Annotated in this window: 25 protein-coding genes, 1 tRNA gene and 3 pseudogenes; 17 read left to right on the plus strand and 12 right to left on the minus strand. The window is 51.3% G+C overall.

Going from position 1 to position 21,786, the window contains the following annotated elements:
• The first annotated feature begins 126 nt into the window (after window positions 1-126).
• The gene (gene cysS / locus FOV68_RS06580) at window positions 127-1,512 is read left to right on the plus strand and encodes a cysteine--tRNA ligase (RefSeq protein WP_010259051.1); all 1,386 of its coding nucleotides are present in this window, start codon (window positions 127-129) and stop codon (window positions 1,510-1,512) included.
• Between the two features lie 33 nt (window positions 1,513-1,545).
• The gene (locus FOV68_RS06585; protein ID WP_143990516.1) at window positions 1,546-2,652 is read left to right on the plus strand and encodes an AAA family ATPase; all 1,107 of its coding nucleotides are present in this window, start codon (window positions 1,546-1,548) and stop codon (window positions 2,650-2,652) included.
• A 27-nt stretch (window positions 2,653-2,679) separates the two neighbouring features.
• Here FOV68_RS06585 and ybcJ read toward each other — a convergent pair whose 3' ends face one another.
• Together ybcJ and folD are read right to left on the minus strand one after the other, a co-directional pair.
• The gene (gene ybcJ, locus FOV68_RS06590; RefSeq protein WP_143990517.1) at window positions 2,680-2,892 is read right to left on the minus strand and encodes a ribosome-associated protein YbcJ; all 213 of its coding nucleotides are present in this window, start codon (window positions 2,890-2,892) and stop codon (window positions 2,680-2,682) included.
• The gene (gene folD / locus FOV68_RS06595) at window positions 2,893-3,759 is read right to left on the minus strand and encodes a bifunctional methylenetetrahydrofolate dehydrogenase/methenyltetrahydrofolate cyclohydrolase FolD (protein WP_010671240.1); all 867 of its coding nucleotides are present in this window, start codon (window positions 3,757-3,759) and stop codon (window positions 2,893-2,895) included. It lies immediately after the preceding gene.
• 173 nt (window positions 3,760-3,932) lie between these two features.
• On the opposite strand from folD, the gene FOV68_RS06600 reads away from it, so the two are divergent.
• The 3 genes and pseudogenes from FOV68_RS06600 to FOV68_RS06610 form a co-directional block, all read left to right on the plus strand.
• Complete coding sequence (locus tag FOV68_RS06600; protein WP_115765147.1) at window positions 3,933-4,436, plus strand: DUF1198 family protein; 504 nt, start codon at window positions 3,933-3,935, stop codon at window positions 4,434-4,436.
• Window positions 4,437-4,530: 94 nt separating this feature from the next.
• Window positions 4,531-4,607, plus strand: a tRNA-Arg gene (locus FOV68_RS06605).
• A gap of 164 nt (window positions 4,608-4,771) precedes the next feature.
• A pseudogene (locus FOV68_RS06610) lies at window positions 4,772-4,924 on the plus strand (Arm DNA-binding domain-containing protein); the annotation flags it as partial.
• A gap of 11 nt (window positions 4,925-4,935) precedes the next feature.
• Here FOV68_RS06610 and FOV68_RS24310 read toward each other — a convergent pair.
• The 7 genes and pseudogenes from FOV68_RS24310 to FOV68_RS06640 form a co-directional block, all read right to left on the minus strand.
• Window positions 4,936-5,112, minus strand: a pseudogene (locus tag FOV68_RS24310) (integrase); the annotation flags it as partial.
• A gap of 585 nt (window positions 5,113-5,697) precedes the next feature.
• Complete coding sequence (locus FOV68_RS06620) at window positions 5,698-6,144, minus strand: DUF943 family protein (protein WP_143990519.1); 447 nt, start codon at window positions 6,142-6,144, stop codon at window positions 5,698-5,700.
• Window positions 6,137-6,940 (minus strand): DUF3289 family protein, encoded by an 804-nt coding sequence (locus FOV68_RS06625; RefSeq protein WP_143990520.1) that lies wholly within the window; start codon window positions 6,938-6,940, stop codon window positions 6,137-6,139. Before FOV68_RS06625 ends, FOV68_RS06620 begins: the two co-directional genes overlap by 8 nt.
• A gap of 360 nt (window positions 6,941-7,300) precedes the next feature.
• Window positions 7,301-7,447, minus strand: a pseudogene (locus FOV68_RS24315) (LexA family protein); the annotation flags it as partial.
• Window positions 7,425-7,637 carry a hypothetical protein gene (locus tag FOV68_RS06630; protein WP_115387821.1) on the minus strand — a complete coding sequence of 71 codons (213 nt, stop codon included), beginning with the start codon at window positions 7,635-7,637 and terminating at the stop codon, window positions 7,425-7,427. The gene FOV68_RS06630 and the pseudogene FOV68_RS24315, both read right to left, overlap by 23 nt.
• A 129-nt stretch (window positions 7,638-7,766) precedes the next feature.
• Window positions 7,767-7,994: a DUF333 domain-containing protein gene (locus tag FOV68_RS06635; protein WP_064704620.1), complete on the minus strand. Its 228-nt coding sequence runs from the start codon at window positions 7,992-7,994 to the stop codon at window positions 7,767-7,769.
• A 425-nt stretch (window positions 7,995-8,419) separates the two neighbouring features.
• Entirely contained in the window at window positions 8,420-8,746 is a 327-nt protein-coding gene (locus FOV68_RS06640) for a four-helix bundle copper-binding protein (RefSeq protein ID WP_072036911.1), read from the minus strand.
• A 418-nt stretch (window positions 8,747-9,164) separates the two neighbouring features.
• Between FOV68_RS06640 and FOV68_RS06645 the strand changes: the two genes are divergently transcribed.
• A complete protein-coding gene (locus FOV68_RS06645; protein ID WP_143990521.1) occupies window positions 9,165-9,488 on the plus strand; it encodes a hypothetical protein in 324 nt (107 codons plus the stop codon).
• A 308-nt stretch (window positions 9,489-9,796) separates the two neighbouring features.
• On the opposite strand, the gene FOV68_RS06650 is transcribed toward FOV68_RS06645, so the two are convergent.
• On the minus strand, window positions 9,797-10,129 hold the full coding sequence (locus FOV68_RS06650; protein ID WP_143990522.1) for a SymE family type I addiction module toxin: 333 nt from the start codon (window positions 10,127-10,129) through the stop codon (window positions 9,797-9,799).
• Between the two features lie 302 nt (window positions 10,130-10,431).
• Window positions 10,432-11,331 carry a LysR family transcriptional regulator gene (locus tag FOV68_RS06655; RefSeq protein ID WP_143990523.1) on the minus strand — a complete coding sequence of 300 codons (900 nt, stop codon included), beginning with the start codon at window positions 11,329-11,331 and terminating at the stop codon, window positions 10,432-10,434.
• 142 nt (window positions 11,332-11,473) lie between these two features.
• Here FOV68_RS06655 and FOV68_RS06660 point away from each other — a divergent pair, with 142 nt between their 5' ends.
• The 4 genes from FOV68_RS06660 (at window position 11,474) to FOV68_RS06675 (ending at window position 14,218) form a co-directional block, all read left to right on the plus strand.
• On the plus strand, window positions 11,474-11,797 hold the full coding sequence (locus FOV68_RS06660; protein WP_143990524.1) for a superoxide dismutase: 324 nt from the start codon (window positions 11,474-11,476) through the stop codon (window positions 11,795-11,797).
• 219 nt (window positions 11,798-12,016) lie between these two features.
• On the plus strand, window positions 12,017-12,580 hold the full coding sequence (locus FOV68_RS06665; protein WP_143990525.1) for an NAD(P)H-dependent oxidoreductase: 564 nt from the start codon (window positions 12,017-12,019) through the stop codon (window positions 12,578-12,580).
• 80 nt (window positions 12,581-12,660) lie between these two features.
• Window positions 12,661-13,389 (plus strand): putative quinol monooxygenase, encoded by a 729-nt coding sequence (locus FOV68_RS06670; RefSeq protein WP_143990526.1) that lies wholly within the window; start codon window positions 12,661-12,663, stop codon window positions 13,387-13,389.
• 25 nt (window positions 13,390-13,414) lie between these two features.
• Window positions 13,415-14,218 carry a carboxymuconolactone decarboxylase family protein gene (locus tag FOV68_RS06675; protein ID WP_122889115.1) on the plus strand — a complete coding sequence of 268 codons (804 nt, stop codon included), beginning with the start codon at window positions 13,415-13,417 and terminating at the stop codon, window positions 14,216-14,218.
• A gap of 346 nt (window positions 14,219-14,564) precedes the next feature.
• Here FOV68_RS06675 and FOV68_RS06680 read toward each other — a convergent pair whose 3' ends face one another.
• Entirely contained in the window at window positions 14,565-14,801 is a 237-nt protein-coding gene (locus tag FOV68_RS06680; protein WP_003854080.1) for a DUF2171 domain-containing protein, read from the minus strand.
• A 355-nt stretch (window positions 14,802-15,156) separates the two neighbouring features.
• On the opposite strand from FOV68_RS06680, the gene FOV68_RS06685 reads away from it, so the two are divergent.
• The 7 genes from FOV68_RS06685 to FOV68_RS06715 all read left to right on the plus strand — a co-directional run bounded on the left by FOV68_RS06685 (window position 15,157) and on the right by FOV68_RS06715 (window position 21,676).
• Window positions 15,157-15,753 carry a DUF1349 domain-containing protein gene (locus FOV68_RS06685; RefSeq protein ID WP_050498552.1) on the plus strand — a complete coding sequence of 199 codons (597 nt, stop codon included), beginning with the start codon at window positions 15,157-15,159 and terminating at the stop codon, window positions 15,751-15,753.
• A gap of 104 nt (window positions 15,754-15,857) precedes the next feature.
• Entirely contained in the window at window positions 15,858-16,877 is a 1,020-nt protein-coding gene (locus FOV68_RS06690) for a DUF481 domain-containing protein (protein ID WP_031593247.1), read from the plus strand.
• A 103-nt stretch (window positions 16,878-16,980) separates the two neighbouring features.
• The gene (locus tag FOV68_RS06695) at window positions 16,981-17,946 is read left to right on the plus strand and encodes a magnesium and cobalt transport protein CorA (protein WP_010259025.1); all 966 of its coding nucleotides are present in this window, start codon (window positions 16,981-16,983) and stop codon (window positions 17,944-17,946) included.
• 376 nt (window positions 17,947-18,322) lie between these two features.
• On the plus strand, window positions 18,323-19,687 hold the full coding sequence (locus FOV68_RS06700; protein WP_143990527.1) for a cytochrome ubiquinol oxidase subunit I: 1,365 nt from the start codon (window positions 18,323-18,325) through the stop codon (window positions 19,685-19,687).
• An 8-nt stretch (window positions 19,688-19,695) separates the two neighbouring features.
• A complete protein-coding gene (locus FOV68_RS06705; RefSeq protein WP_050491356.1) occupies window positions 19,696-20,631 on the plus strand; it encodes a cytochrome d ubiquinol oxidase subunit II in 936 nt (311 codons plus the stop codon).
• A 67-nt stretch (window positions 20,632-20,698) separates the two neighbouring features.
• The gene (locus FOV68_RS06710) at window positions 20,699-21,208 is read left to right on the plus strand and encodes a hypothetical protein (RefSeq protein ID WP_039391242.1); all 510 of its coding nucleotides are present in this window, start codon (window positions 20,699-20,701) and stop codon (window positions 21,206-21,208) included.
• A 12-nt stretch (window positions 21,209-21,220) separates the two neighbouring features.
• Window positions 21,221-21,676: a DUF421 domain-containing protein gene (locus FOV68_RS06715; RefSeq protein WP_031593243.1), complete on the plus strand. Its 456-nt coding sequence runs from the start codon at window positions 21,221-21,223 to the stop codon at window positions 21,674-21,676.
• The last annotated feature ends 110 nt before the right edge of the window (window positions 21,677-21,786 follow it).

Raw genomic sequence — 21,786 nt, forward strand, 5'->3', positions numbered from 1 at the left:
TAATTTCCAATGACGCGTCAGCAGCGCGGCGCAGTTGGCTTGCTTTGCGTCGCGCGAGCGATAAAAATACGGCACAATGTCTGGATACTTAAAAGTGCCAACCACACGCGAAAACGGAACCGTTCAATGCTTAAGATTTATAACACCCTGAGTCGACAGAAAGAGGAATTCAAACCCATTCATGCCGGTAAAATCGGGATGTATGTTTGCGGCATCACGGTGTATGACCTCTGTCACATTGGTCATGGGCGGACGTTCGTGGCGTTTGACGTGGTGGCGCGCTACCTGCGTTACCTCGGTTATCAGCTTAATTATGTACGTAACATCACCGACATTGATGACAAAATCATCAGGCGCGCCAACGAAAACGGCGAGAGCATCGAAACCCTGACCAACCGCATGATTGGCGAGATGCACAACGACTTCGCCGCGCTGGGGATTCTGCCGCCCGATGAGGAGCCGCGCGCTACCCGTCACATCGCTGAGATTATCGAGCTGGTGGAAACACTGATCGCTCGCGGTCACGCTTATGTGGCGGACAATGGCGACGTGATGTTCGATGTGCTGAGCGACACCGATTACGGCGCGCTGTCGCGTCAGGATCTGGAGCAGTTGCAGGCGGGTGCGCGCGTTGAAGTCGCCGACGTGAAGCGCAACCCGATGGATTTCGTGCTGTGGAAAATGTCCAAAGCGGATGAGCCAGCCTGGTCATCGCCGTGGGGTAACGGTCGTCCCGGCTGGCACATCGAGTGCTCGGCAATGAACTGCAAACAGCTGGGCACCCATTTCGATATCCACGGCGGCGGCTCCGATCTGATGTTCCCGCACCATGAAAACGAAATCGCCCAGTCGAGCTGCGCCCATGACGGCCCTTACGTCAACTACTGGATGCACTCCGGCATGGTGATGGTTGACCGCGAGAAGATGTCCAAATCGCTCGGTAACTTCTTTACCGTGCGTGACGTGCTGCAACATTATGATGCGGAGACGGTGCGTTACTTCCTGATGTCCGGTCACTATCGCAGCCAGCTTAACTACGGCGAAGATAATCTGAATCAGGCGCGTGCGGCGCTGGAGCGTCTCTATACGGCACTGCGTCACACCGACAGCAGCGTGCCTGCCCACGGCGGCGAAGCCTTTGAAGCGCGGTTCCGCAGCGCAATGGATGATGATTTCAACACCCCGGAAGCCTATTCGGTACTGTTCGACATGGCGCGTGAAGTGAACCGCCTGAAAAGTGAAGATGGCGCTTCAGCACATGGGCTGGCGTCGAAGCTGCGCGAGATGGCCAACGTGCTGGGCATCCTGCAGCAGGATCCTGAGCTGTTCCTGCAAAGCGGCGCGCAGGTCAATGACGAAGAGGTTGCCGAGATTGAGCACTGGGTGAAAGCCCGTGCCGATGCGCGCGCCGCCAAAGCCTGGGCGGAAGCGGACATCGCGCGCGACAAGCTTAACGCGCTGGGTGTCATCGTCGAGGATGGGCCGCAGGGCTCCAGCTGGCGTCGAAAATAAACCGGAGAGGGCGAGCAATCGCCCTTTTTTATTATGGCGATTGAACAGATTCAGATCCGTGGCTTCCGCTCGATACGTAACCTGACGCTGTCGCTGCAGCAACTGAATGTGGTGAGCGGTCCTAACGGCTGCGGTAAATCCAACCTCTACAAAGCGGTGCGGCTGCTGCATGAGGCGGCCAGCGGTCGCCTGGCACTGGCGCTGGCTGAAGAAGGTGGCATTCAGAAAGCGATGTGGGCGGGCGGCTTACGCCGGGGCGATCGCCGACACGATCCAAAGCGCCTGGAGCTGGCCGTGGTAATGAATGACATGGATTACCAGCTGGAGATTGGCTTTCCCGAGCCGCTGGTGACCAGTCTGTTCAATCTTGATCCGCTGGTGAAGCAGGAGCGACTCTGGCTGAGCGGTCAGCAGCGTCGCCCTTCCGCCTGTATTATGCAGCGCGAAAATCAGACCGCCTTTCTGCACAACGTTGAGGGCGAGCGCGTCGCCTATCCGGCGGTGCTGCATCCCGAAGAGTCGCTGTTTGGTCAGCTTGGCGAACCGCATCGCTATCCGGAGCTTTCGCAGCTGCGCGAACGTCTGCAGCAGTGGCGCTTCTACCATGAGTTTGCGGTCTGGCCTGGCTCACCGATACGTGCGCCGCAGATTGGTGTGCGTGCGCCGGTGCTGAGCCATGATGGCAGCAATCTGGCGGCGGCCTGGGCGACCATTGTTGAGCGCGGTCATTCCGAACTCCTGTCTGAGGTGATGGAACAGGCGTTTCCCGACAGCCAGTTTGATGTCGATGTGCAGAATGGCCGTTTCCAGATGCTGATGTCGCGCCAGGGCATTCTGCGTCCGCTGGAGAGCGCCGAGTTTTCTGATGGCACGCTGCGGTTTCTCTGTCTGGTTGTCGCACTGCTCAGCCCACGTCCGCCAGCCTTTATGGCACTGAATGAGCCGGAAAACAGCCTGCATGAAGATCTGTTGCCTGCGCTGGCGCGCTTAATCGCCGAAGCCAGCGAGTTCAGTCAGCTCTGGATCACCAGCCATTCACCCCGGCTCGCGACGTTGATAGCGCAGCATACGGCGGTGAATCATATTGTACTGGAACAGCGGGAAGGGGAGACGTGCGTGAAGGGAGATGAGCGGGTGTAACAGCGTCCCCGCAGGGACGCCCGGAAATTACTCGACCACAGTAATGCGGAAACCCGCGAACTCTACGGTCTGACCGGCTACGATTTTGCAGCGCTTGCGGGTTTCTACCGCACCGTTGACCTTCACTTCACCCTCGGCAATCACGACTTTCGCCTGTGCGCCGCTCTGAACCCATCCTTCCAGTTTCAGCAGGTCACACAGATCGACGTGCGGGAATTTACTCAGTGAAAAACTTGTCATTTAAACCACCTCTTTATCATGAAACTCTTCGCACGCCTGCAGCGTGTTTTGAATCAGTGTAGCTACTGTCATCGGACCAACACCGCCCGGCACCGGGGTAATGTAGGAGGCGCGCTCGGATGCACTGTCAAAATCAACATCGCCCACGACTTTGCCGCTCTCCAGCCGGTTAATGCCCACGTCGATGACGATGGCGCCCGGTTTGATCCAGTCACCCGGAATAAACCCTGGCTTACCCACTGCAACGACCAGCAGATCGGCATGCTCAACGTGATGACGCAAATCTTTGGTAAAGCGATGAGTGACGGTCGTGGTGCAGCCCGCCAGCAGCAGTTCCATACTCATCGGACGACCAACAATGTTGGATGCGCCAACCACTACGGCATTCAGGCCGTAGGTGTCAATGTTGTAGCGCTCCAGCAGCGTCACGATACCGCGTGGCGTGCAGGGACGCAGGGTTGGCGCACGCTGACACAAACGACCGACGTTATAGGGGTGGAATCCATCGACATCTTTATCAGGCGTGATGCGCTCCAGCACTTTGACATTATCAATGCCGGCTGGCAGTGGCAGCTGCACCAGAATGCCATCGATTTCGTCGTCCTGATTGAGCGCATCAATCAGCTCCAGCAGCTCAGCTTCGCGGGTCGTAGCAGGCAGATCGTAAGAGCGGGAGTGGAAACCGACCTCTTCACAGGCGCGGCGTTTGCTGGCCACGTAGATCTGCGATGCCGGGTTTTCACCCACCAGAACCACTGCCAGACCCGGCGCGCGTTTTCCGGCGGCCAGACGCTGCTTCACTTTTTCCGCAACCTCAACGCGCACCTGCTGCGCAATCGTTTTACCGTCAATAATTTTTGCTGCCATCAGAGAGGAAATCCACTGTGTTGTGTTGAATCGGGGAAGGGGGGTATTTTGTCAGAAGCGCGGCGCGCTGTCAGTTACAGTTTCAGACGCGTATGTGCTTTCCGGCTTTTTCGTCGCGACGAGTGCCAGCCTGCATGCGTATGATATCTGCAGGACAATCCGGGGACGATGTAATGATTTGGATAATGCTTGCTACTCTGGCGGTGGTGTTTGTCGCTGGATTTCAGCTGCTCACTGCTGGCTCACGCCACGCCGCTCAGCGGCTCAGCAAACGGCTGCAGCTGCCACCTGTACAGGTGGAATCAATGATCTCTATGATGGGGAAAGAGGCGGCGAAAGAATTTACCGACTATCTCAGTAAGGATAATGAAACGCACCTGCATAATGGCGCAGCGGTACTGCTGATCTGGCAGGTGTTCATTGTTGACGGCAGCGAGGAGAACAGCCAGCGCTGGCATGCGATTCTCAGTCGAGCCGGTTTTCCACCGCTTATTAGCCGCCAGCAGCTGCTGCTCGCGCTGGGCTTTCTGCGCCAGCTGGAGCCGGACATCCAGGAGCTGCATGCACTTCGTGAGCAATACAATGCGCGTTTCACAACACAAGGGATTGAGCTGGAAGGAGAATTTACCGACAACGGTAAACTCGTGTCGCTCAGCGAATGGCGCAGGCGCCACTGACGTCAATTGGTCATTACCGCAGCACTTCGCTGCGGAGAAACGGCAAAAACGTTGACGTACCCGCTTCCCGACGTATAATCCGTGCCATCTCCATGCGCCCTTAGCTCAGTTGGATAGAGCACCGGCCTTCTAAGCCGTAGGTCACAGGTTCGAATCCTGTAGGGCGTACCATATTTTCTTCTGTTAACATCCTTTCCAGTCTGCTTTTTCCTTTAAAATCAGAATATAACAATTCTCTGTGGTCCAGTTTGGTCCAGGGTCACCTATTGCGTTCTTGTTTCGATTGGGGGCAGGATAGGGGGCATTGCCGGGTTCAATCAACTGGATGCCCCCAAATGAAGTTGACAGCCCGACAAATTGACTCTGCTAAGCCAAAAGAAAAGTCATACAAACCTGCCGATGGTGGTGGTATGTATCTTGAAATATTTCCAAACGGAGCCAAAAGCTGGAGACTCAAATACCGTATAGCTGGTAAAGAGAAGCGGGTATAGTGGCATAGTAAGCTCCGGTTCGTTCTTAGCAGATCATGAACGGTAAAATATTCAATATCACCCATAACATTGGGCGGTTGCTTCTTCCTGCCAGGCTCAATACCGCAAAGCTTAGCTATGGCCCTGTTAAGAGTGTCTTTTCCCATGTGCTGTGACTTGCTTACACGGCGATTAGTGAAGACATAATTCACTCTGACAATTAGTTCTTCCAAAAATCTCCATTAGGTTTTATGTGAATTATATTGACAAAAATAAATGTGTGTTAAAGGAATTATAAATGAAAATGGAGGGTTTTATGAGTAAAGATAAAATGAAAGATGAACAAATATCATTTGCTGAGGCAAAAGAGTTCTTAACAAAGTGCATGATGATTTAGTAGATTTATTAGAACAAAATAAAATTACTGAAAGCTATAGAATGTATCCTGCTGAAGATTTTTTATATTATATTTAGAGAGTATTACGCCTCTCAGGATTGCTTAAAAATCGTGAGCATAGGTGAATGTTTTGAATTAACCGAACTTGTTGAATACAATAGTGTTGACTAATGGTTTTTTTCAGTCTTCGTATTCTGATGTTGATGCTAATAAGATTATAAATATAACTCAAACAAAAATGATTGAAGAAGAGAAAAGCAAAATAAATTCTGTTCTTCTTAAAAAAGATGATGTGGTTGTTAAAAAATAATTTAGTCAAAAACATTTTGAAATAGCCTGACTTACCTGATTAGACTATTTAAACCTCGAAGCAATTTGGTAATAAATATCTTTTTTATTTTAATGTTACTCTACCATCAGAACTCTGTATATATGTTTTATCGCCTATGTTTATAAATGCTTTTCTGCCAACACTTCCTCTTATAACTAATGCTATGCTGTTATATACACATTTCTTATGCTCGCCATTAGTATCATCAAAGCAGGTATAGTCATCAATTGAACCATCTCTGGTTCCTGTTGGTAACTTTTCATAACCATCGAAGTTCATGATGATAACAGTGAAGTTATCTGGGGTGTTGATAATATGATATTTATTCTGAAGCGAATCTTTGTTTTCTAACCACCATTTTAGTTTTCCTTCTGTAGTCATCGGTAAATGTTCTACAAAAACTGCACCATTATCAACTCTGACTATTTTTGCTGGTCTTACAGCAATCCATATGCAATATACTGATATTAATAAAATCAGAACTGCTCCAATCCTTTTGTATTTAAACATTGTTTTCTCCTGTCAATGTTATAGTTGCTTCGAAATTTGTGAAAAATGGCTTTTGAGCTAAATGCTTAGCCCTCTGTAGAACGAACCATATTCTAAAGAAAGTAATTGAGTTGAATTTAGCTTTTAAGATATCTTCTTTATCTAAGCCAAAATGGTCTTGTGCTCTGTATTTGATAGTCGCAGTATATTTATTGCCCTGGAAGGTCAGGCTTTCTATAGAAATTTCCGTGCTGTTTATGTCATGGACGGTAATGCCCATTCCATTGACGAAATCTTTCCATCTTGTGTATTTTGGTAAACGACTTTTAGATAACACATTTGAAAAATGTTCTTTCGTCAATTGTGACTTATTAAAATCAAATTGCTCGATAGTGTTTTTAATTATGGATAATGTGCTATCGATAGAGTTGTCACTCAAAATGAGATTTCTGTAGGCATTATCCATAAACGGATGATGAAAATCATTTCCATTACTACGTTGCATATGATTGAAAAGATTTATGATCAAGCCCTGGTATGTTCCTCGGAAAGAAAAGGCATAGGACTGAGATCTTAGCTCATCATATAACATCGCAATGGCTTTTTCTCTACTAACTGGCTGTATAGAATTAGTAGCAGGATGCTGATAGGAGGGACCAAAAGTAGTCCAGTCGATGAAAGTTGATACTTGCCCGAGATGACAATGCTTTTTCAGTATATCAGCATCCATGTCGCCACTTTGCATGTCATCAGCATTTCTGTCATTGAATCTTTTTTTTGTAGTGAAGATGATAAGTTTTTTGTCGATTCCTTTCATTCAAAATCAATCCCTTTCAGTCAAATGATTAAGTATTATACATTTTCTGTTTGTGAGGTAAATTAAGAATTTTTTTAACATTTACTATGTTCAGAGTCATTTACGCCCACATAATCATGCAGTGATGAACCTCAGCCGTGAGAGTGGTCGTTTTCTAAGGGGGCATTTTTGGGAGCAGATCACAAATTGAAATAAAAAAATCACATATAGAGCAGTAGACTGGTCAGAAGGTTTGAATCCTGTAGGGGTACCAAATTCTCCCTTCTGAAGCTTCTTAAAGTCTACTAACTCCGCGAATATCAAGGCGTTTAGCCAGGTTAATTTATTCGGATGTCTATTAGCATCTATTGAAAGTCACACTCATCTGGTGTGCAATCCCGTTCTGATCTGCTCCCCTCTAACCGGCATCATAGGCCACCGCGGGTTCAGCCCCTTGAGGTACTTGTGGATACCGTCGATGAACAGCTTCTTGAATGTCGCTTCGTTATCGTTGGTTAGCTTTGCGATATAGCCAGGCACCGATAAAGGCCAGCAGAACCGAAAGCACCGCCTTAAGTGCAATCACTGTGAATTCGAAACTATCTATAGCGCCTTCACCATCACCGCTAATGTGGCCTTCTATAAGGGATCTGATGATGCCATCAGGTATGAGAAACCAGGTTGCGGAGAATAATATAATAAATATCAGTATTTTCATCGCACTTCACATTTTGTGAAATCAGGAACATCAATGCGGCCGTATGCTGGTAATCCTCCTTTCATAAAGCCACATCCCATTCTTACGGCTCCTTGATAGCTGCCCTGATATCCCTTCCGACCAGCGAGCCTACTGGTTATCCCTTCTGTACAGTGCCCACTCCTCGATGCGCTCCCCGCCTGGCAGAGTACAGTAACCTGATTCACCATCCGGGCCCTTAACTATGTCCAGCTTGCCGCCCATCTTTTCACAATACACAGAGGCTGGGTTAGCCATGCCCACAGCGTGTTGTCTGTCATTATGGGATACACAGGCTGTGAGTAATAAAATGGTCGCTGCAATTGTAATTATTTTCATTTTTAACCTTATCTGAAGAGATTGACGAGGGTTAATCGTTATATCCACGCTGCTTCATCTCGCGCTGGTTTGTCTGTTTAATTAACCGGCTGTTGTGACCCCGGGTAGCCATTGAAATCAGATCATAACCTGGGCTTAATCCCGCCAGTTAGTGTGGATTTATACATGCATCATGACTATCCGGGATGATGGCAGAAGCCGGACCAGCCAACCGGTATACATCATTTATCACTCAGTCAGACCCGATGAAGTAACTACTGTCGCGGTCAACGCCACCGATAACCGTGAACGCACATATCGAATGTCTCTTCCGTGTCCCCGAGATAATTTTAGCGTTGCAATTTGTCACCTCGCCGTTACGAGGTTTTTATATTTCCGCTTGCCAATAAAAAACCCGCCGAAGCGGGTTTTTATGTTGATAAAGTTTATGCTGCCATCTTTCGGCATTGCTCTGCACAGAGATGGCAGGCTTTTGAGCATTCCTGACAATGGTCATGTTCGTGCTTACCACACTCATCTCCGCATTTCTGACAGACATCAGCGCAAACGCGGCAAAGTTCTTTGGCAAACTCACTTTTTAAGGTCATAAACTGAGCTGCCAGGCGGCATATGTTGGCGCATTGCATGTCCATCCTGATGCATTCACGCATCATTTCAAGCTCTTCTTCAGCCAGGCATGATGCGGCACAGTTATCACAAGCTGCTGCGCAGAGATAGCAGGCTTCGATGCACTTTTTGAATTCGTCAGTCATGTTTCCTCCTTAGCTAAGGTTGACTCTTAAGTCTGAGAAAGATGCCTGATTTTGCAAGAGAGTAATAAGTTAATAACTTTTTCAGCACTTCGCTTACCTTGTGATGTGCATCACATTTTTCTCTTACCTCTGGATCGCATCTCATCAGGGTACAGCCAGAGCTGCGTTGGCCACACCAACCGGCTTTCAGCAGCTGTATTGCTGGCCGCTTATTAGTCAGTTGTAACAGGCGCATTGATAGAGCACTTAAGGAGGGCAGCCAACGCGGGATTAACGGGTTACACCACAGCAATGACAGCAGCGCAGACAATATCATCGGGCGGTACCGTTGCCGCCCATGTAAACAGGTGGGTTAGCATGGGCCGGGTTCACTGTGCTATATTTCGCACGTATCACAATGTCATTCAGGATGAATCAGATGAGCGAATTTGAGCAAGAACTCTATAATAACGGCTTCTCCGCTAAAGAGATCGGTAAACTCAAAAGTATTATAAAAAAAGACGAGTCAAAAAAAGATACACTTCAGAGCCTCGTAATTGATCTAAGTAAACGCTTCTGGGGCGGAGTTATTGCTCTTATTATTTTGATGCTTATTGGAATGGATGGCATTTTCAATGCAGAGCCTTCAGATTCCATTCCATATATTGTTGTTCTGACGTTTGCATTCCTTGTGGTCTATTTTGTTACGCCTCTGAACTTAGCATGGAAATCATATAAATTCACCAGAGGATGTAAGCGCTGATTTTTGTAGATTGTTAATTGCTGGATTTTTTGCACTCATTTTATAGTAGTACGATTCTTACAAAAACATAGTGAGTAAATAGATAATCTTTATTTTCCGATAGCAACCAGCTTATAACTATTTACTAATGCTCCTGAAATCATTCCAATCTATAGATTATCTGTCCTCTCATTATAAAAGGCGATTAAAACAGGGGAGCGCTACGCTGGCGGGGAAAAAGATCCTTTAAATATAGAAACGCGGATAATCATTGCCAGCAATACTAATCTGCCGCTCCCCAACCAGAAGCGGCATCTCTTCAGCAGAAATTAAATCTGACCCGCAATCACACCCGACAAAGCCAGAACCTGCTTCTGTTTCCTGGCGGGCAGCTTATTCAGCTGCGCTAACGCGTTAACCAGTTGCTCATCGACCGGCTCTGGTGGTTTCACGGTCAGCACGATACGGCCCGCCGTGACTTTTACTTCTACTTCGGTGCCAGTGGTAAATCCGGCGGTAGCCAGCCACTGGCCTTTCATGATAATCGACGGAATACGCGCGTAACTGGGATACCGGCTGGCATAACTCACCGTTAATTTGCGCTGGGTAACGGAAGGGGCTTCTGAATTTAAACCAACTGCATTACACTCTGAATCAGTCATGATCTCTATTCTCACTCAATAGTGGTTGTGATTAGCGATACAGGGGTGCTCCAACACCTCTGTATCGCGCTAAATACCTGTACATATAATCAACTATTGCAGGAAAAGTCCAGCTGAAAATCGATGTAAATCAGTGACTTTAATCATCTGATAAACAGCGAATTTTACGATAACGATCTCAAAAAAATGCAATTAATTGAAAGCAATCGCCGTTCGGAATATACGAAATAAAACAGGCGAAATCTCGTCATAAATATCTGCCATTAGCCGTATTCAGTAAGCCCGCTATCAGTAACAGGTGCTTAACCCGCAGTGTGCTTAAGCAGAAAGTCGATTAACGTTTTTACTCTTTTCGTTTTACCCGCGCTTTTAGGATAATAGAGATAAACCGGCGGATAAGTTTTCCAGTAACGCTCCATCACCGGAATAAATTCCTCTTTATCCGGTTGTAAATTATGAACCGGTTCAAACAGTCGCCCGATACCCAGCCCGTTGCGAATGCCATCAGCCATCACCTCAATATCATTACTCATCAACTGACCCGGCATCTCAACGGTCAGCTGTTCGCCATGATGATCCAGAATCAGCGGCAGAATACGATTATTGGTGATAAACCGGTAACCGATAAGCCGGTGCTGATGCAGGTCAGACGGAGACTCTGGAATACCGAACGCTGCCAGGTAGGTAGAAGAGGCATACAAACCTTCGCGAAACGGCTTCATCAGCGGGCGCGCCACCACGCCACCTTCCAGAATGTCACCAAACCGGATCCCCAGATCAAAACGTTCATCAATGATGTTCACGGTGCCATCGTATACCGAAATTTCCAGCTGAATACCGGGATATTGCTGGCAGAAAGCGGCCATCGCAGGTTTCAGCACCAGCAGATAAGCAAAGCGCGAAAGGGTGATTCTGACCAGTCCCGACGGTTCCTGATTCTGGTCACGGATGCTTTCCAGCGATTTTTCCAGCGAGGCTACCGCTGCTGAGGTTTGTTCCAGCAGCTGCTGTCCGGCATCGGTCAGCTCAATACGGCGCGTGGTTCGCACAAATAGCGGATGACCGATGTGCGCTTCAAGTAGCTTCAGCGCCTTACTGACAGAGGGGGGAGTAATCTCCAGTTTGCGCGCAGCCGATGAAATATTCCCTTCGCGGGCAATGCTCTGGAAGATGCGTATCTGGTTATAGATGGCGTTGTTCACGGGATAATCCTGACACAATCGGGCTGCTTATTATTAGCCACAGGCTAAATATCTTTGAGTCAATAGTGGCCTAATCTTCACTAAATCGCGAGCATATACTCCTTATCAGTTCCCCCCTGGCCGTGAATCTCAGGAGATTGCTATGCGAATTTTGTGTCTGGATAAACCCGCCCCCGATGCCACGCTGGAAAAGTATCACCCTCATCTGGCTGCCGAAGCTTTCCATGCCTGGAGTCTGTATAAATCCGGTGCGCTACGCGATATTTACTACCGACAGGATCGACCCGGCGTTGCGATCTTCCTTGAATGCGACTCGGTGGAACAGGCCCAAAGCCTGCTGGCTGACTTTCCGCTGGCAAAAGCCGGTCTGCTGAGTTTTGACTGCATCCCGTTGGGAGCATTCACCAACTGGGAAAGCCTGTTCGCTGCGGAGTATAAGCTTCAGCAAGAGGGCGCGACCCAATGATCAGTCGCAAACCGCTACCGTGTGTTGTCACCAGTCATCCGACAGGTGTCAGGCAGGCGGCGCAGTAAAAACGCCGCGTGAAGCGCTAACGGCATAAAAGGCGGATGCAGTAGCGATTGGATTTGATTAAACGGTGCCGGACGGCAAAAAGTACCCAGCGCGTGATGGCATCGCCAACGCCTGGCTATCTGTTAAAAAATAGATGATTAAAAACTGAAAATGAAAAATATATTAATTATTTCCGGTCATCCTGACCTGAGCCATTCGGTCGGTAACGCTACCATTCTTAATGAAGTCGCTTCTGCGCTGCCTGATGCTGAAATCCGTCGTCTGGATGCACTTTATCCGGACAACAACATCAATATCAGCGCCGAACAGGATGCACTGCTGAAGGCAGATATTATCGTCTGGCAATTTCCCTTCTCCTGGTATTCGCTGCCAGGGCTCATGAAGTTATGGCTGGATGACGTATTTGTTCATGGGTTTGCGCACGGATCAACGGCCAGACTCGGCGGTAAAAAACTGATCCTCTCCTTCACCACTGGCGCACCGCAGGCGTTATACGCGGCAGATGGCGTCTTTGGTCATCAGCTGGAGGATTATCTGATTCAGTTTGAAACCACCGCCCGACTCTGCAAGCTGGAGATGCAGAAACCGGTTTATACCTGCGGGATAAGCTATGCCAGTCGTAATGAAACTATTATCACGCAGCAAATTGCTGCAGCAAAGCAACACGCGTCGCGACTCATTGCTCAGCTCAATGCGGAACTCACAACGGCTTAATAGCCAGATGAAACAGAAATCACGCCCGTTAATACACCGAATGAATCGCAAATCACCTCATCCGATAATTAAGGCAGACCGTGAACAATATTACCGCTCTGACTCTGACTCTGACTCTGCTGATGGCCGGGCCGGCATCGGCAGCCGCTTTAACAGACCCCACAAACCGTGTCATTAATCTGCATGAAATGGAAATTAAGGCCGGGAAAAACGGACAGTACGATGAAGCTGCCAGAGATAATATTACCCGTTCGCTGGCAGAGCAACCAGGTACGCTGGCGATGTATTCACTGAAACATAAAGAAAATGCTCATCAGGCTTATATGATTGAAATTTATGCGAGTGAAGATGCATACCAGCAACATCTCAGTTCAGAGCCGTACCGGTCTTTTATTACACGCGCACCTGATCTTATCGGCCAGAAAAAGAGCGCCGTGCTGGAGCCGCAGTTTCTGGGTGATAAACCCTTCGTACAGAATAAAGAAACCATTAATAACCTGGTGATTGTTGACGTGAAACCGGCCGATCAGCAGGCATTCCGCGATATTGTGCTGCCTGAAATGGCGGAATCACTGAAGGTGGAACCGGGCGTACTGGCGATGTATGCCGCGACCGATACGAAAAACAGATATCGCTGGTTCTTCTATGAAATCTACGCCAGTGACGCCGCCTATCAGCAGCACCGCGAAACGCCCCATTTTCGCGACTATATCCGGCTGACAGCTGAGATGACCGACCGCAAAGAGGCGATCCCCGTGGTGCCTGCTCTGCTGAAAAACCGCGGCGCTCTCAATTCTTTTGTTAACTGACCTTTACCAGGGAGCTGATCAGAGGATGAAAAAAGTGATTGCCGCCGCCGCGATCTCCATGATGCTGGCCGACCTGGCCGCTGCTGAACCCAAAAGAGGTGAAACTATGTTGAACGTCAATCCATCCAGCCTTTCGGTTGCCGACATTGAGTCCGTCTCTCCCGCACTGGCTCGTTTCGGACGTGAAGCGATAACTGATGATCTCTGGAAACGCGATGCACTTTCGATCCGTGACCGCAGTATCGTCACGCTTGCCATTCTCATCGCCCGCAACCAGCCTGCTGAGTTACAACATTACGCCGGTGTGGCGCTCGATAGTGGAGTGACGCCTGCTGAAGTCTCCGAAATTATCACTCACCTGGCGTTCTATTCCGGCTGGCCCAATGCGATGTCCGCAATTGCGGTGACCAAAAATGTGTTTCAGGCGCGAGGCATTGGTGCCGATCAACTGGCCGAAGCCTCTCCGGCACTGCTGCCACTGAATCAGACAGCAGAACAGCAGCGTTCTGCAACGGTGGAGAAAAATGTGGGGCCGATCTCGCCCGGGCTGGTCAGATTCACCGCCGATCCGCTGTTTCTCAATCTGTGGCAGCGGCCAGCGCTACAGCCTCGTGACAGAAGTCTGGTGACGGTCAGCGCGCTGATTGCTTCGGGACAAAGTGCGCAAATTAGCTACCATCTCAACCGGGCGATGGACAACGGATTGACGGCTGAAGAAGCGGGCGAGATTATCACTCAGGCCGCGTTCTATGCTGGCTGGCCAAATGCCTTTTCAGCGGTTCCGGTGGTGGGTGAAGTGCTGCGGGATCGCGCAGCAAAACAGGAATAACCCGCAGCGGGTGAGGATCTCAGGTTTTACTTCACCCGCCGTTTCTTATGCCCGCCGGATACCGACAGAGATCCGGCAAAGTGCTGTGCCATTCTGGTGGTTTTTCCCCTCCCGTCGCAATGCCATGATGATCCACTCAAACCCTCCGCTTACGACAACCCGCCATTGGGCATAAAAACAGGGAGCACCGCGTCATGGAAAGTAAAAATCTGACAGATATTGCTGAAGACGTTTCATACGGTGTGAAATATAAAGCAGTAATAAATTAAAGATGGGCAGGGCAGGAGGCGGAAATTACATTGCGGAATAAATAAAATAAGCCGTGGCGGGCGCCACGGCTAATGTTTTATGCAGACTGCCACTCACTTTCAACATCCGCTTTGGCTTTAGACAGGATGACTTTATTATCATCAACCTCTTTCACCCAGCTGAATGGAATAATGTGGTGTTTGCCGCCCGCTTCAGGATCGCTTTTCGCCAGCTTAATTTTGTCGTCGCCTTCGAAGTGGTCGACAATCCCGACATGTTCGCCATTCACATCAACAACCTGCGCGTGATCTAAAATCTCTGATTTATCTACCATGGTGGCTTAATCCTTATATTTAATGAGTTCAGTTGCCCTCAGACAAAACAAGCCTGGTTGTTAAATGCTGTTTTCGCCAGGGGATTAACAAAATGAAATAGTTCAGTGAGCTGGACCTGGTCGTTGTTATTTATTGCCGGCAGGAGAATAAAGGGCATATAAGCGAAACCGCAAACAGAGCCGGAGTGTCTGCAGCCACGGGTCTGCTGACCTCACTGCCTGCCACATCGACACCATCAGATTTGCCGCAATCGTCTGCCGCCCGTTCACCAATCAACGCTATGATAATCAGGTCAATCGCCACACCGCAGATCGGCCAGCACGCGGGCGGTTTAACTTACCCAAAGGAGTGCCTATGACAGCAGTCAGTTCCATTACCACTGAAGGTGGCGTCTGGATTAATCAGCCGCCGGTACACAGTCTGGATGGCGATACGCTGAGGTTCGAAACCGCGCTGAACAGCGATTTCTGGCAGCGTACCTGGTACGGCTTCGAACGGCACAGCGGCCACGCTTTCGGCTTCTGGGTGGAAAATGACTTTACCGTTCAGGTGCAGGTAAGGGCGGATTTCAGTCAGCTCTACGATCAGGCCGGGCTGTTTATTCAGGATAACGAAACGCACTGGGTTAAGGCGGGCATTGAGTTTAACGATGACCAGCCCGCCATTGGCAGCGTGGTGACGCGCGAGTTTTCCGACTGGTCTACCGGCGTGTTTCCTGGCGATGCGCGACAGTTCTGGCTGCGTGCCACGCTGGAAAATGCGGCCTTAAGAATTCAGTACTCTACCGACGGCGTGAGCTGGCCGCTGTTACGGCTCTGCCCGTGGCCCGGTCAGGCGCGGCGGTTTGTCGGAGTGATGGGCTGCTCGCCTGAACGTGAAGGGCTGGCGATGAGTTTTACGGACTTCGCTATTACTCCACCGCTCGGCAAAGCACTGCACGATCTCTCCTGACCCAGGCGGCGCATTGCATATCGTCGCAGAATCGGCTTAATTGTCAGGTCAGAATTTGCGGTGACGCGTCGCCCGTGCAAGACGACGCCTTTACAGGGAAAGCTATGCGTTGCGCCACCTCGTTTATCCCGCTGCTGGTCATCAGTTGCTGCGCCGGATGGGCACAGCAGGCCACTGCCGATACCGTCTGGCTGAATAATGGCGATCGGCTGACCGGTACGATTCGTTATCTCAGCGACGGCAAGCTGGCGATAGAGACACACTACGCCGGTACCGTCACGCTGGACTGGAGTGCGGTCAGTACGCTCGCCAGCGAGAATCCGGTAAATGTCGAAAACAAAAAGACCGGCGAACATTATCAGGTGCGGCTCTCCTCATCCGATCCCGGCTATGTCTGGGTGGAACGCAACGAGCAGGAGCAGCAGGTCTCGCTGCGGCGCATTGATGAGTTTATGAAAGCCAAAGTCCGCAGCGATCAGCTTGCCTGGACCGGCAACATCGATGCGGGCGTGAAGGTCAAAAAAGCCTCGACCAAAACTGACGACTACAGCTTCGCGCTTAACACGAAACTGAACCAGGGAAAATGGCGTCACGATATCGGCGCGACCTACAATCGCGAGCAGGAAAACAAGGACATCAATACCGATAACTACAGCCTGCGCTACGCCTTTGACTATCTGGTCAGAGAGCAGTTCTTCTGGCAGACCCGTGCCACCTACAAGCGCGACTGGGTGGAGAATCTGTCACGTCAGGCGCTGATCGGCACCGGGCCTGGTTATCAGTTGTGGGACACCGAACTCAGCGCGTTCTCACTCTCGGTGCTGGGCGGTGCCTTTGAGTATGGCTACAGCGATGACCGGGAAGAGCGGCACTTTGGCGGCTCGCTGCGCTGGAACTATCAGCGCTATCTGCTGGGCAAGTCGGTCACGCTTTACAGCAATGGCGATGTCGGCCATTCGCTGGATGATGACGGCGTATTTATGCTGGATGCCGAAGTCGGCCTGCGCTACAGCCTGACTTCGTGGTCAACGCTGCATGTTGGCTATCACCGTAATCTGGTCAGCGGCATACCGGATACCCTGAACGAAGGCATTTTCTCTACCGGATTGGGGCTGAAGTGGTAAGCCGCTGATCGAACAGCGTCGCAGCAAATCCTTACGGTTTTTATCCGGTTACAGGTGCGGGATTGGCTAAGCTGCATGTACTGTCACAACGGGAAAGCAGAAGATGATCGTAAGCAGCAGGGTGTATCGTCCGGGATGTGCGGGCGAAGAGGTCGAAGTCGATGATATCAGTGAAGTGATCAAAGAGCCGGAAGCATTTATCTGGCTCGGGCTGTGGCAGCCAGACGCTGAGTTTATGGCGAAGATTAAAGAGGAGTTCGGCCTTCATGAACTGGCGGTTGAGGATGCGCTCAATGCCCATCAGCGACCTAAAATCGAACACTATGGCGAATCGCTGTTTATCGTAGTGAAAACGGTGTGCGCTAAGGATGACAGCTGCGAACTGGGCGAAACGCATCTTTTTGTCGGAAAAAACTTCCTGATCAGCATCCGTCACGGCGCCTCTGAAAGCTACACCCCGGTGCGGCAGCGGGCGGCTGAAAACCCGGCGCTACTGAAGTTTGGCCCCGCTTATCCGCTCTACTGCCTGCTCGATTTTATTGTTGATCGCTATGCTGAGCTCTCTACCTCGCTGAATGAACGGGTCGGACAGATGGAGAACGATCTCTTCACCAGTGAATTTGATCGCAAGTCGGTGCAGTCGGTCTACACCGTGCGGCGTCATCTGCTGAAACTGCGCAATGCGGCGCTGCCCGTGGAGGAGATCTGCAATCAGCTGATCCATCTGCATGAAGATCTGATCCCGCGTCCGCTGCGCGCCTACATCCGTGACGTGCAGGATCACGCCCGCCATGTCGTCACCGACGCGGAAGATATGCGCGAAATGCTGACCAGCGCCATGCAGGTCAATCTGGCGCTGGTGACGGTGCAGCAGAATGAAGTGGTGAAAAAGCTGGCAGGCTGGGGTGCGATCCTGGTGATCCCGACCGTAGTCTTCAGTATGTATGGCATGAACTTCGAGCATATGCCGGAGCTGAAGTCGCTGTATGGCTATCCGCTGGCGGTGGGGCTGACCCTGCTGGCCTGCGGTGGGCTGTGGGCCAAACTGCGTCGCTCCGGCTGGCTGTAAACTAACGGAATCGCACGCTGCGGCTTATTCTGTCGCTACGCTTAGGCTTATTTAAGCGTAGCGATGAATAAGATGCGTTAATAATCCTGTCTCTCAGTAAAATAAGATAATTATGATGTAAAATAAGCCTGTTATCGCTCCGCTTATTTATTGCATGCTGCTGTTGATCTGGCCGGTTTTTTATTTTTTCGCTACGCTGATAATACAATCTTATAACCCGACCATCCCGGCGAAATAAATTTTGCAGCGCTGATCTGTGGCAACGCATCTTTATCCGGAGAAAGACTGATGACCGAACGAACTCGCCGTCCGCGCTTATTAACATCAGGACATTGCCCGTCGCTGCCTGCGCGTGGCGCGGAGGGAAAGCCCGATTGTGAATGATCACGACTGGGTGTTAATGATTGCCCGGACGCAGTTTGCGCTAACCATGGGCATGCACATTACGCTCGCAGCACTGACGCTGGGGCTGGCCCCTTTTCTGGTGTGGTTTGAAGCGCGCTGGCTGTGGGGAAAACAGCAGGCCGCCCGTGATGCGCTGCATTTCTGGCTGGCGATTTTTTCCCTGACGGTAGCGATCGGCGCGGTCTCTGGTGTGGTGATGGAATTTCAGTTCGGAACCCACTGGGCACGCTTCTCTCATCAGGTGGGTGGCGTTATCGGGCCGCTGATGTTTTATGAGGTGCTGGTCGCCTTTTTCCTTGAGTCGGCCCTGACCGGCGTGATGCTGTTTGGCTTCAATAAAATCCGGCCAGGCGTGCATTTTGCTGTGACCTGTCTGGTGGCGGTCGGGGCGCTGCTTAGCGCGTTCTGGATTCTGGCTGCAAATTCATGGATGCATACGCCGGTCGGTTTCACACGCGATCAGAACGGTGTTTTTCTTGCCGAAAGCTGGCAGTCGATATTGCTGGCCCCTTCGTTTCCGTGGCGCTTCAGCCATATGGTGGTGGCGTCGCTGATTGCAGTAGCAGTGATGATCATGGGCGTGGCGGCGTGGCGGCTGCGTCATTTCAGCGGGGAGGCTGCTTCGCGACTGATGCTCAACAGCGCGCTGACCTTTCTGTTGTTTGCCGTTCCACTGCAGATCGTACTGGGCGATCTGCACGGTGAAAACACCCGCGACTATCAGCCCGCCAAACTGGCCGCGATTGAAGGTGGCTGGCATCCTCCTGCGCCGGGCGAGGGCGAACCCCTGCGACTGTTTGCGCTGCCGGATCAGCAGGCGCAGCGCAACTATCTGGAGATTAGCCTGCCCAATCTCGGATCGCTCTATCTGCGGCACAACCTCTCCGGTCATATTAAAAGCCTGAGCGAATTTCCTGCGGATGCGATTCCACCGGTGTTACCGGTCTTTTTCGCTTTTCGCCTGATGGTGGGGCTGGGGCTGCTCATATTGCTGACCACCCTGGCTGCGAATTTTCAGCGCTGGCGTGGACGCATGGCGGTATCAGGGCGCTTGCTGTGCTGGATGACCTGGCTTTCACCGGCAGGCTTTATTGCACTGCTGTCAGGCTGGGTGGTGACTGAAGTCGGGCGTCAGCCGTGGACGGTTTATGGCATGGTGCGAACAGCACAGAGCGTCTCACCACTGGCCCTGAGTACCACGCTGAGTATTTTCCTGGCGGTACTGATGATCTACGGCCTGGTGTTCGCCCTCGGCTTACGCTATCTGCTGCGTCGGGTTAAAGGTGAACTCCCCTCGGGTGAGCCGGTGGTCATTGAGCTGAAAACGCCCCATTAGGAGTCGCTATGGCCGATTTGTCTGCGATGATCATCTGTCTCTCTTTGCTGCTCTACCTGTTACTGGATGGCACCGATCTGGGCGTGGGTATGCTGTTTTTCTGGTTTCACGACGATCAACAGCGTGAACTGATGACGCACAGCATTCTGCCGGTCTGGGATGCGAATGAAACCTGGCTGGTGCTGGCCGCGGGCGGTTTACTGGCACTGTTTCCACCGGTCTACAGTCTGCTGCTCAGTGAGTTGAGCGCGCCGCTGTTCACCATGCTACTGGCACTGGTGATGCGGGCGATGGCGCTTGAATATCGCGCCCAGAGCAGTACCCGGTTACGCCGCTGGCTCGACCGCATCATGGCCAGTTGTTCGGCACTGGCGACGTTTATTCAGGGCTGGTGCGCCGGCATGATCATCAGCGCTCAGCCTCAGACCGGGCTGCCCGATGGGCTGAGCCTGGTTCCGCTGATGAGCGGAGCGGGATTAATGGCAATCAATTCGCTGCTGGCCTGTTGCTGGATCGGCTGGCGAATCGGCGACAGAGTGCAACCCCTGGCGGAAGCGCAAAGCTGGTTATGGTGGCTGCTGGCGCTGATAATTTTTCTGTTCGAACTCTATTTTAACGCCGATATCTGGCAGCAGAGCTGGCAGCGACCGCTGGGAAAAGTAGCTGGCGTGGCAATCGTCACGCTATGGATCGTTTTGCCGTTGGCGCTCTGGCGAGCCAGGCCGCTGCTACAGCTTATTGTTGCACTGATGCTGATCGGGGCCGTGTTTATCGGGTTGCTGTGCGGCCTTTATCCGTGGCTGGTGCCGCACCAGTTCGCCATCAGTGAAAGCGCTTCATCGCCGGTCACACAGGGATTCGTGCTGGTGGGCGCAGCGATTGCCATGCCGCTGACGCTGCTCTATCACAGCTGGTCGTTCTGGATTGAACGGCGCGCTAAATGACCCAGGTCAGCTATGCTTCAGGCAGCGAGCCGTTGAGGCTGGCGTGCTTACAGGAGGTCGTCGCAGGGTGAAAAAAGATTACACAGGCAGTCGGGATTACCCGATAAAAGAAGATATCCGCTGGATACGTCGCGAATGGCTGATTCAGCGCATCGGCGAATACGTCCTGATTGCGCTGGTGATTCTGGGGGCCTGCGGATTGTTTTCTAAAGGGGTGCTGAGTAACGGCAGCGCCGCATCGCCAGATGGCGCGATTCAGGTCGAATATGAACGTTTTGGCCGGGTTGAGAGCAATATGGACATGCGTATCCGGCTTAAATCACCGCCGGCTGAGCGGTTCAGCATCATCATTGGTAACGGCGCGCTGGATAATTTGCAGATTCAGACCCTGCAACCGCAGCCACTGGAGGCGATCACCCTTGGCAGCGATCTGCGGCTGACCTTTTCGTCGCGTGATACCGGTCCGGATCACGCGATCTGGCTGGGTCTGCAGCCCCGCAATCCCGGTCACATTGCTGTCAGCGTCAGCAGCGGCGATCATCCTCCGGCCCGTTTCAATCAATGGATCTATCCCTGACAGAGGCGCTTTATGGAAACGGTATTACGTGCGGCGGGTATCTATCTGGTGCTGATGGTGGTGATCAAAATCGCCGGCAGACGCACCCTGCTGCAGATGACCTCTTTTGATCTGATACTGCTGTTGATCATCAGTGAAGCAACCCAGCAGGCGCTGCTGGGCGACGATTTTTCGGTGACCGGCGCGGCGCTAACCATTATTACGCTGGTGACGATTGATATCGTGCTGGGCAAACTGAAAAACCGTTTTCCGGTGGTGGAGCAGGTAATCGATGGCGGCCCGGTGATCCTGGTGGAGAATGGCAATCTGCTGACCGAGCGCATGAAGATGACCGGCATCAGTCCTGATGATGTGCTGGAGGCGGCGCGATCCGGGCAGGGGCTTGAGCGGTTTGATCAGATTAAATATGCCGTGCTGGAGGTTAACGGCCATATCTCGATTATTCCCCGAACTGATAACCAGGCCTGACAGGCGATCGCCGGTGCCGGGCAGGTTACGCATGCGTGATTTGTTATGCTGCACCAGGCCATTGACGCAGCACGCATTATTACCGCGTCACGCTGCGCCTGTTCTGCCGC

It is taken from the genome of Pantoea sp. paga (genome assembly GCF_007558755.1).
Lineage (GTDB): Bacteria > Pseudomonadota > Gammaproteobacteria > Enterobacterales > Enterobacteriaceae > Pantoea > Pantoea agglomerans.

What these genes read in the sequence shown, in the direction of transcription:
- FOV68_RS06620 (WP_143990519.1), bottom strand. Translation starts at nt 6,144, where the DNA reads ATGTTTAAATACAAAAGGATTGGAGCAGTTCTGATTTTATTAATATCA.
- FOV68_RS06690 (WP_031593247.1), top strand. Translation starts at nt 15,858, where the DNA reads ATGCGTTGCGCCACCTCGTTTATCCCGCTGCTGGTCATCAGTTGCTGC.
- FOV68_RS06650 (WP_143990522.1), bottom strand. Translation starts at nt 10,129, where the DNA reads ATGACTGATTCAGAGTGTAATGCAGTTGGTTTAAATTCAGAAGCCCCT.
- FOV68_RS06585 (WP_143990516.1), top strand. Translation starts at nt 1,546, where the DNA reads ATGGCGATTGAACAGATTCAGATCCGTGGCTTCCGCTCGATACGTAAC.
- FOV68_RS06635 (WP_064704620.1), bottom strand. Translation starts at nt 7,994, where the DNA reads ATGAAAATAATTACAATTGCAGCGACCATTTTATTACTCACAGCCTGT.
- folD (WP_010671240.1), bottom strand. Translation starts at nt 3,759, where the DNA reads ATGGCAGCAAAAATTATTGACGGTAAAACGATTGCGCAGCAGGTGCGC.
- FOV68_RS06715 (WP_031593243.1), top strand. Translation starts at nt 21,221, where the DNA reads ATGGAAACGGTATTACGTGCGGCGGGTATCTATCTGGTGCTGATGGTG.
- FOV68_RS06675 (WP_122889115.1), top strand. Translation starts at nt 13,415, where the DNA reads ATGAAAAAAGTGATTGCCGCCGCCGCGATCTCCATGATGCTGGCCGAC.
- FOV68_RS06660 (WP_143990524.1), top strand. Translation starts at nt 11,474, where the DNA reads ATGCGAATTTTGTGTCTGGATAAACCCGCCCCCGATGCCACGCTGGAA.
- FOV68_RS06645 (WP_143990521.1), top strand. Translation starts at nt 9,165, where the DNA reads ATGAGCGAATTTGAGCAAGAACTCTATAATAACGGCTTCTCCGCTAAA.
- FOV68_RS06665 (WP_143990525.1), top strand. Translation starts at nt 12,017, where the DNA reads ATGAAAAATATATTAATTATTTCCGGTCATCCTGACCTGAGCCATTCG.
- FOV68_RS06705 (WP_050491356.1), top strand. Translation starts at nt 19,696, where the DNA reads ATGGCCGATTTGTCTGCGATGATCATCTGTCTCTCTTTGCTGCTCTAC.
- cysS (WP_010259051.1), top strand. Translation starts at nt 127, where the DNA reads ATGCTTAAGATTTATAACACCCTGAGTCGACAGAAAGAGGAATTCAAA.
- FOV68_RS06680 (WP_003854080.1), bottom strand. Translation starts at nt 14,801, where the DNA reads ATGGTAGATAAATCAGAGATTTTAGATCACGCGCAGGTTGTTGATGTG.
- FOV68_RS06630 (WP_115387821.1), bottom strand. Translation starts at nt 7,637, where the DNA reads ATGAAAATACTGATATTTATTATATTATTCTCCGCAACCTGGTTTCTC.
- FOV68_RS06695 (WP_010259025.1), top strand. Translation starts at nt 16,981, where the DNA reads ATGATCGTAAGCAGCAGGGTGTATCGTCCGGGATGTGCGGGCGAAGAG.
- FOV68_RS06685 (WP_050498552.1), top strand. Translation starts at nt 15,157, where the DNA reads ATGACAGCAGTCAGTTCCATTACCACTGAAGGTGGCGTCTGGATTAAT.
- FOV68_RS06600 (WP_115765147.1), top strand. Translation starts at nt 3,933, where the DNA reads ATGATTTGGATAATGCTTGCTACTCTGGCGGTGGTGTTTGTCGCTGGA.
- FOV68_RS06625 (WP_143990520.1), bottom strand. Translation starts at nt 6,940, where the DNA reads ATGAAAGGAATCGACAAAAAACTTATCATCTTCACTACAAAAAAAAGA.
- FOV68_RS06640 (WP_072036911.1), bottom strand. Translation starts at nt 8,746, where the DNA reads ATGACTGACGAATTCAAAAAGTGCATCGAAGCCTGCTATCTCTGCGCA.
- ybcJ (WP_143990517.1), bottom strand. Translation starts at nt 2,892, where the DNA reads ATGACAAGTTTTTCACTGAGTAAATTCCCGCACGTCGATCTGTGTGAC.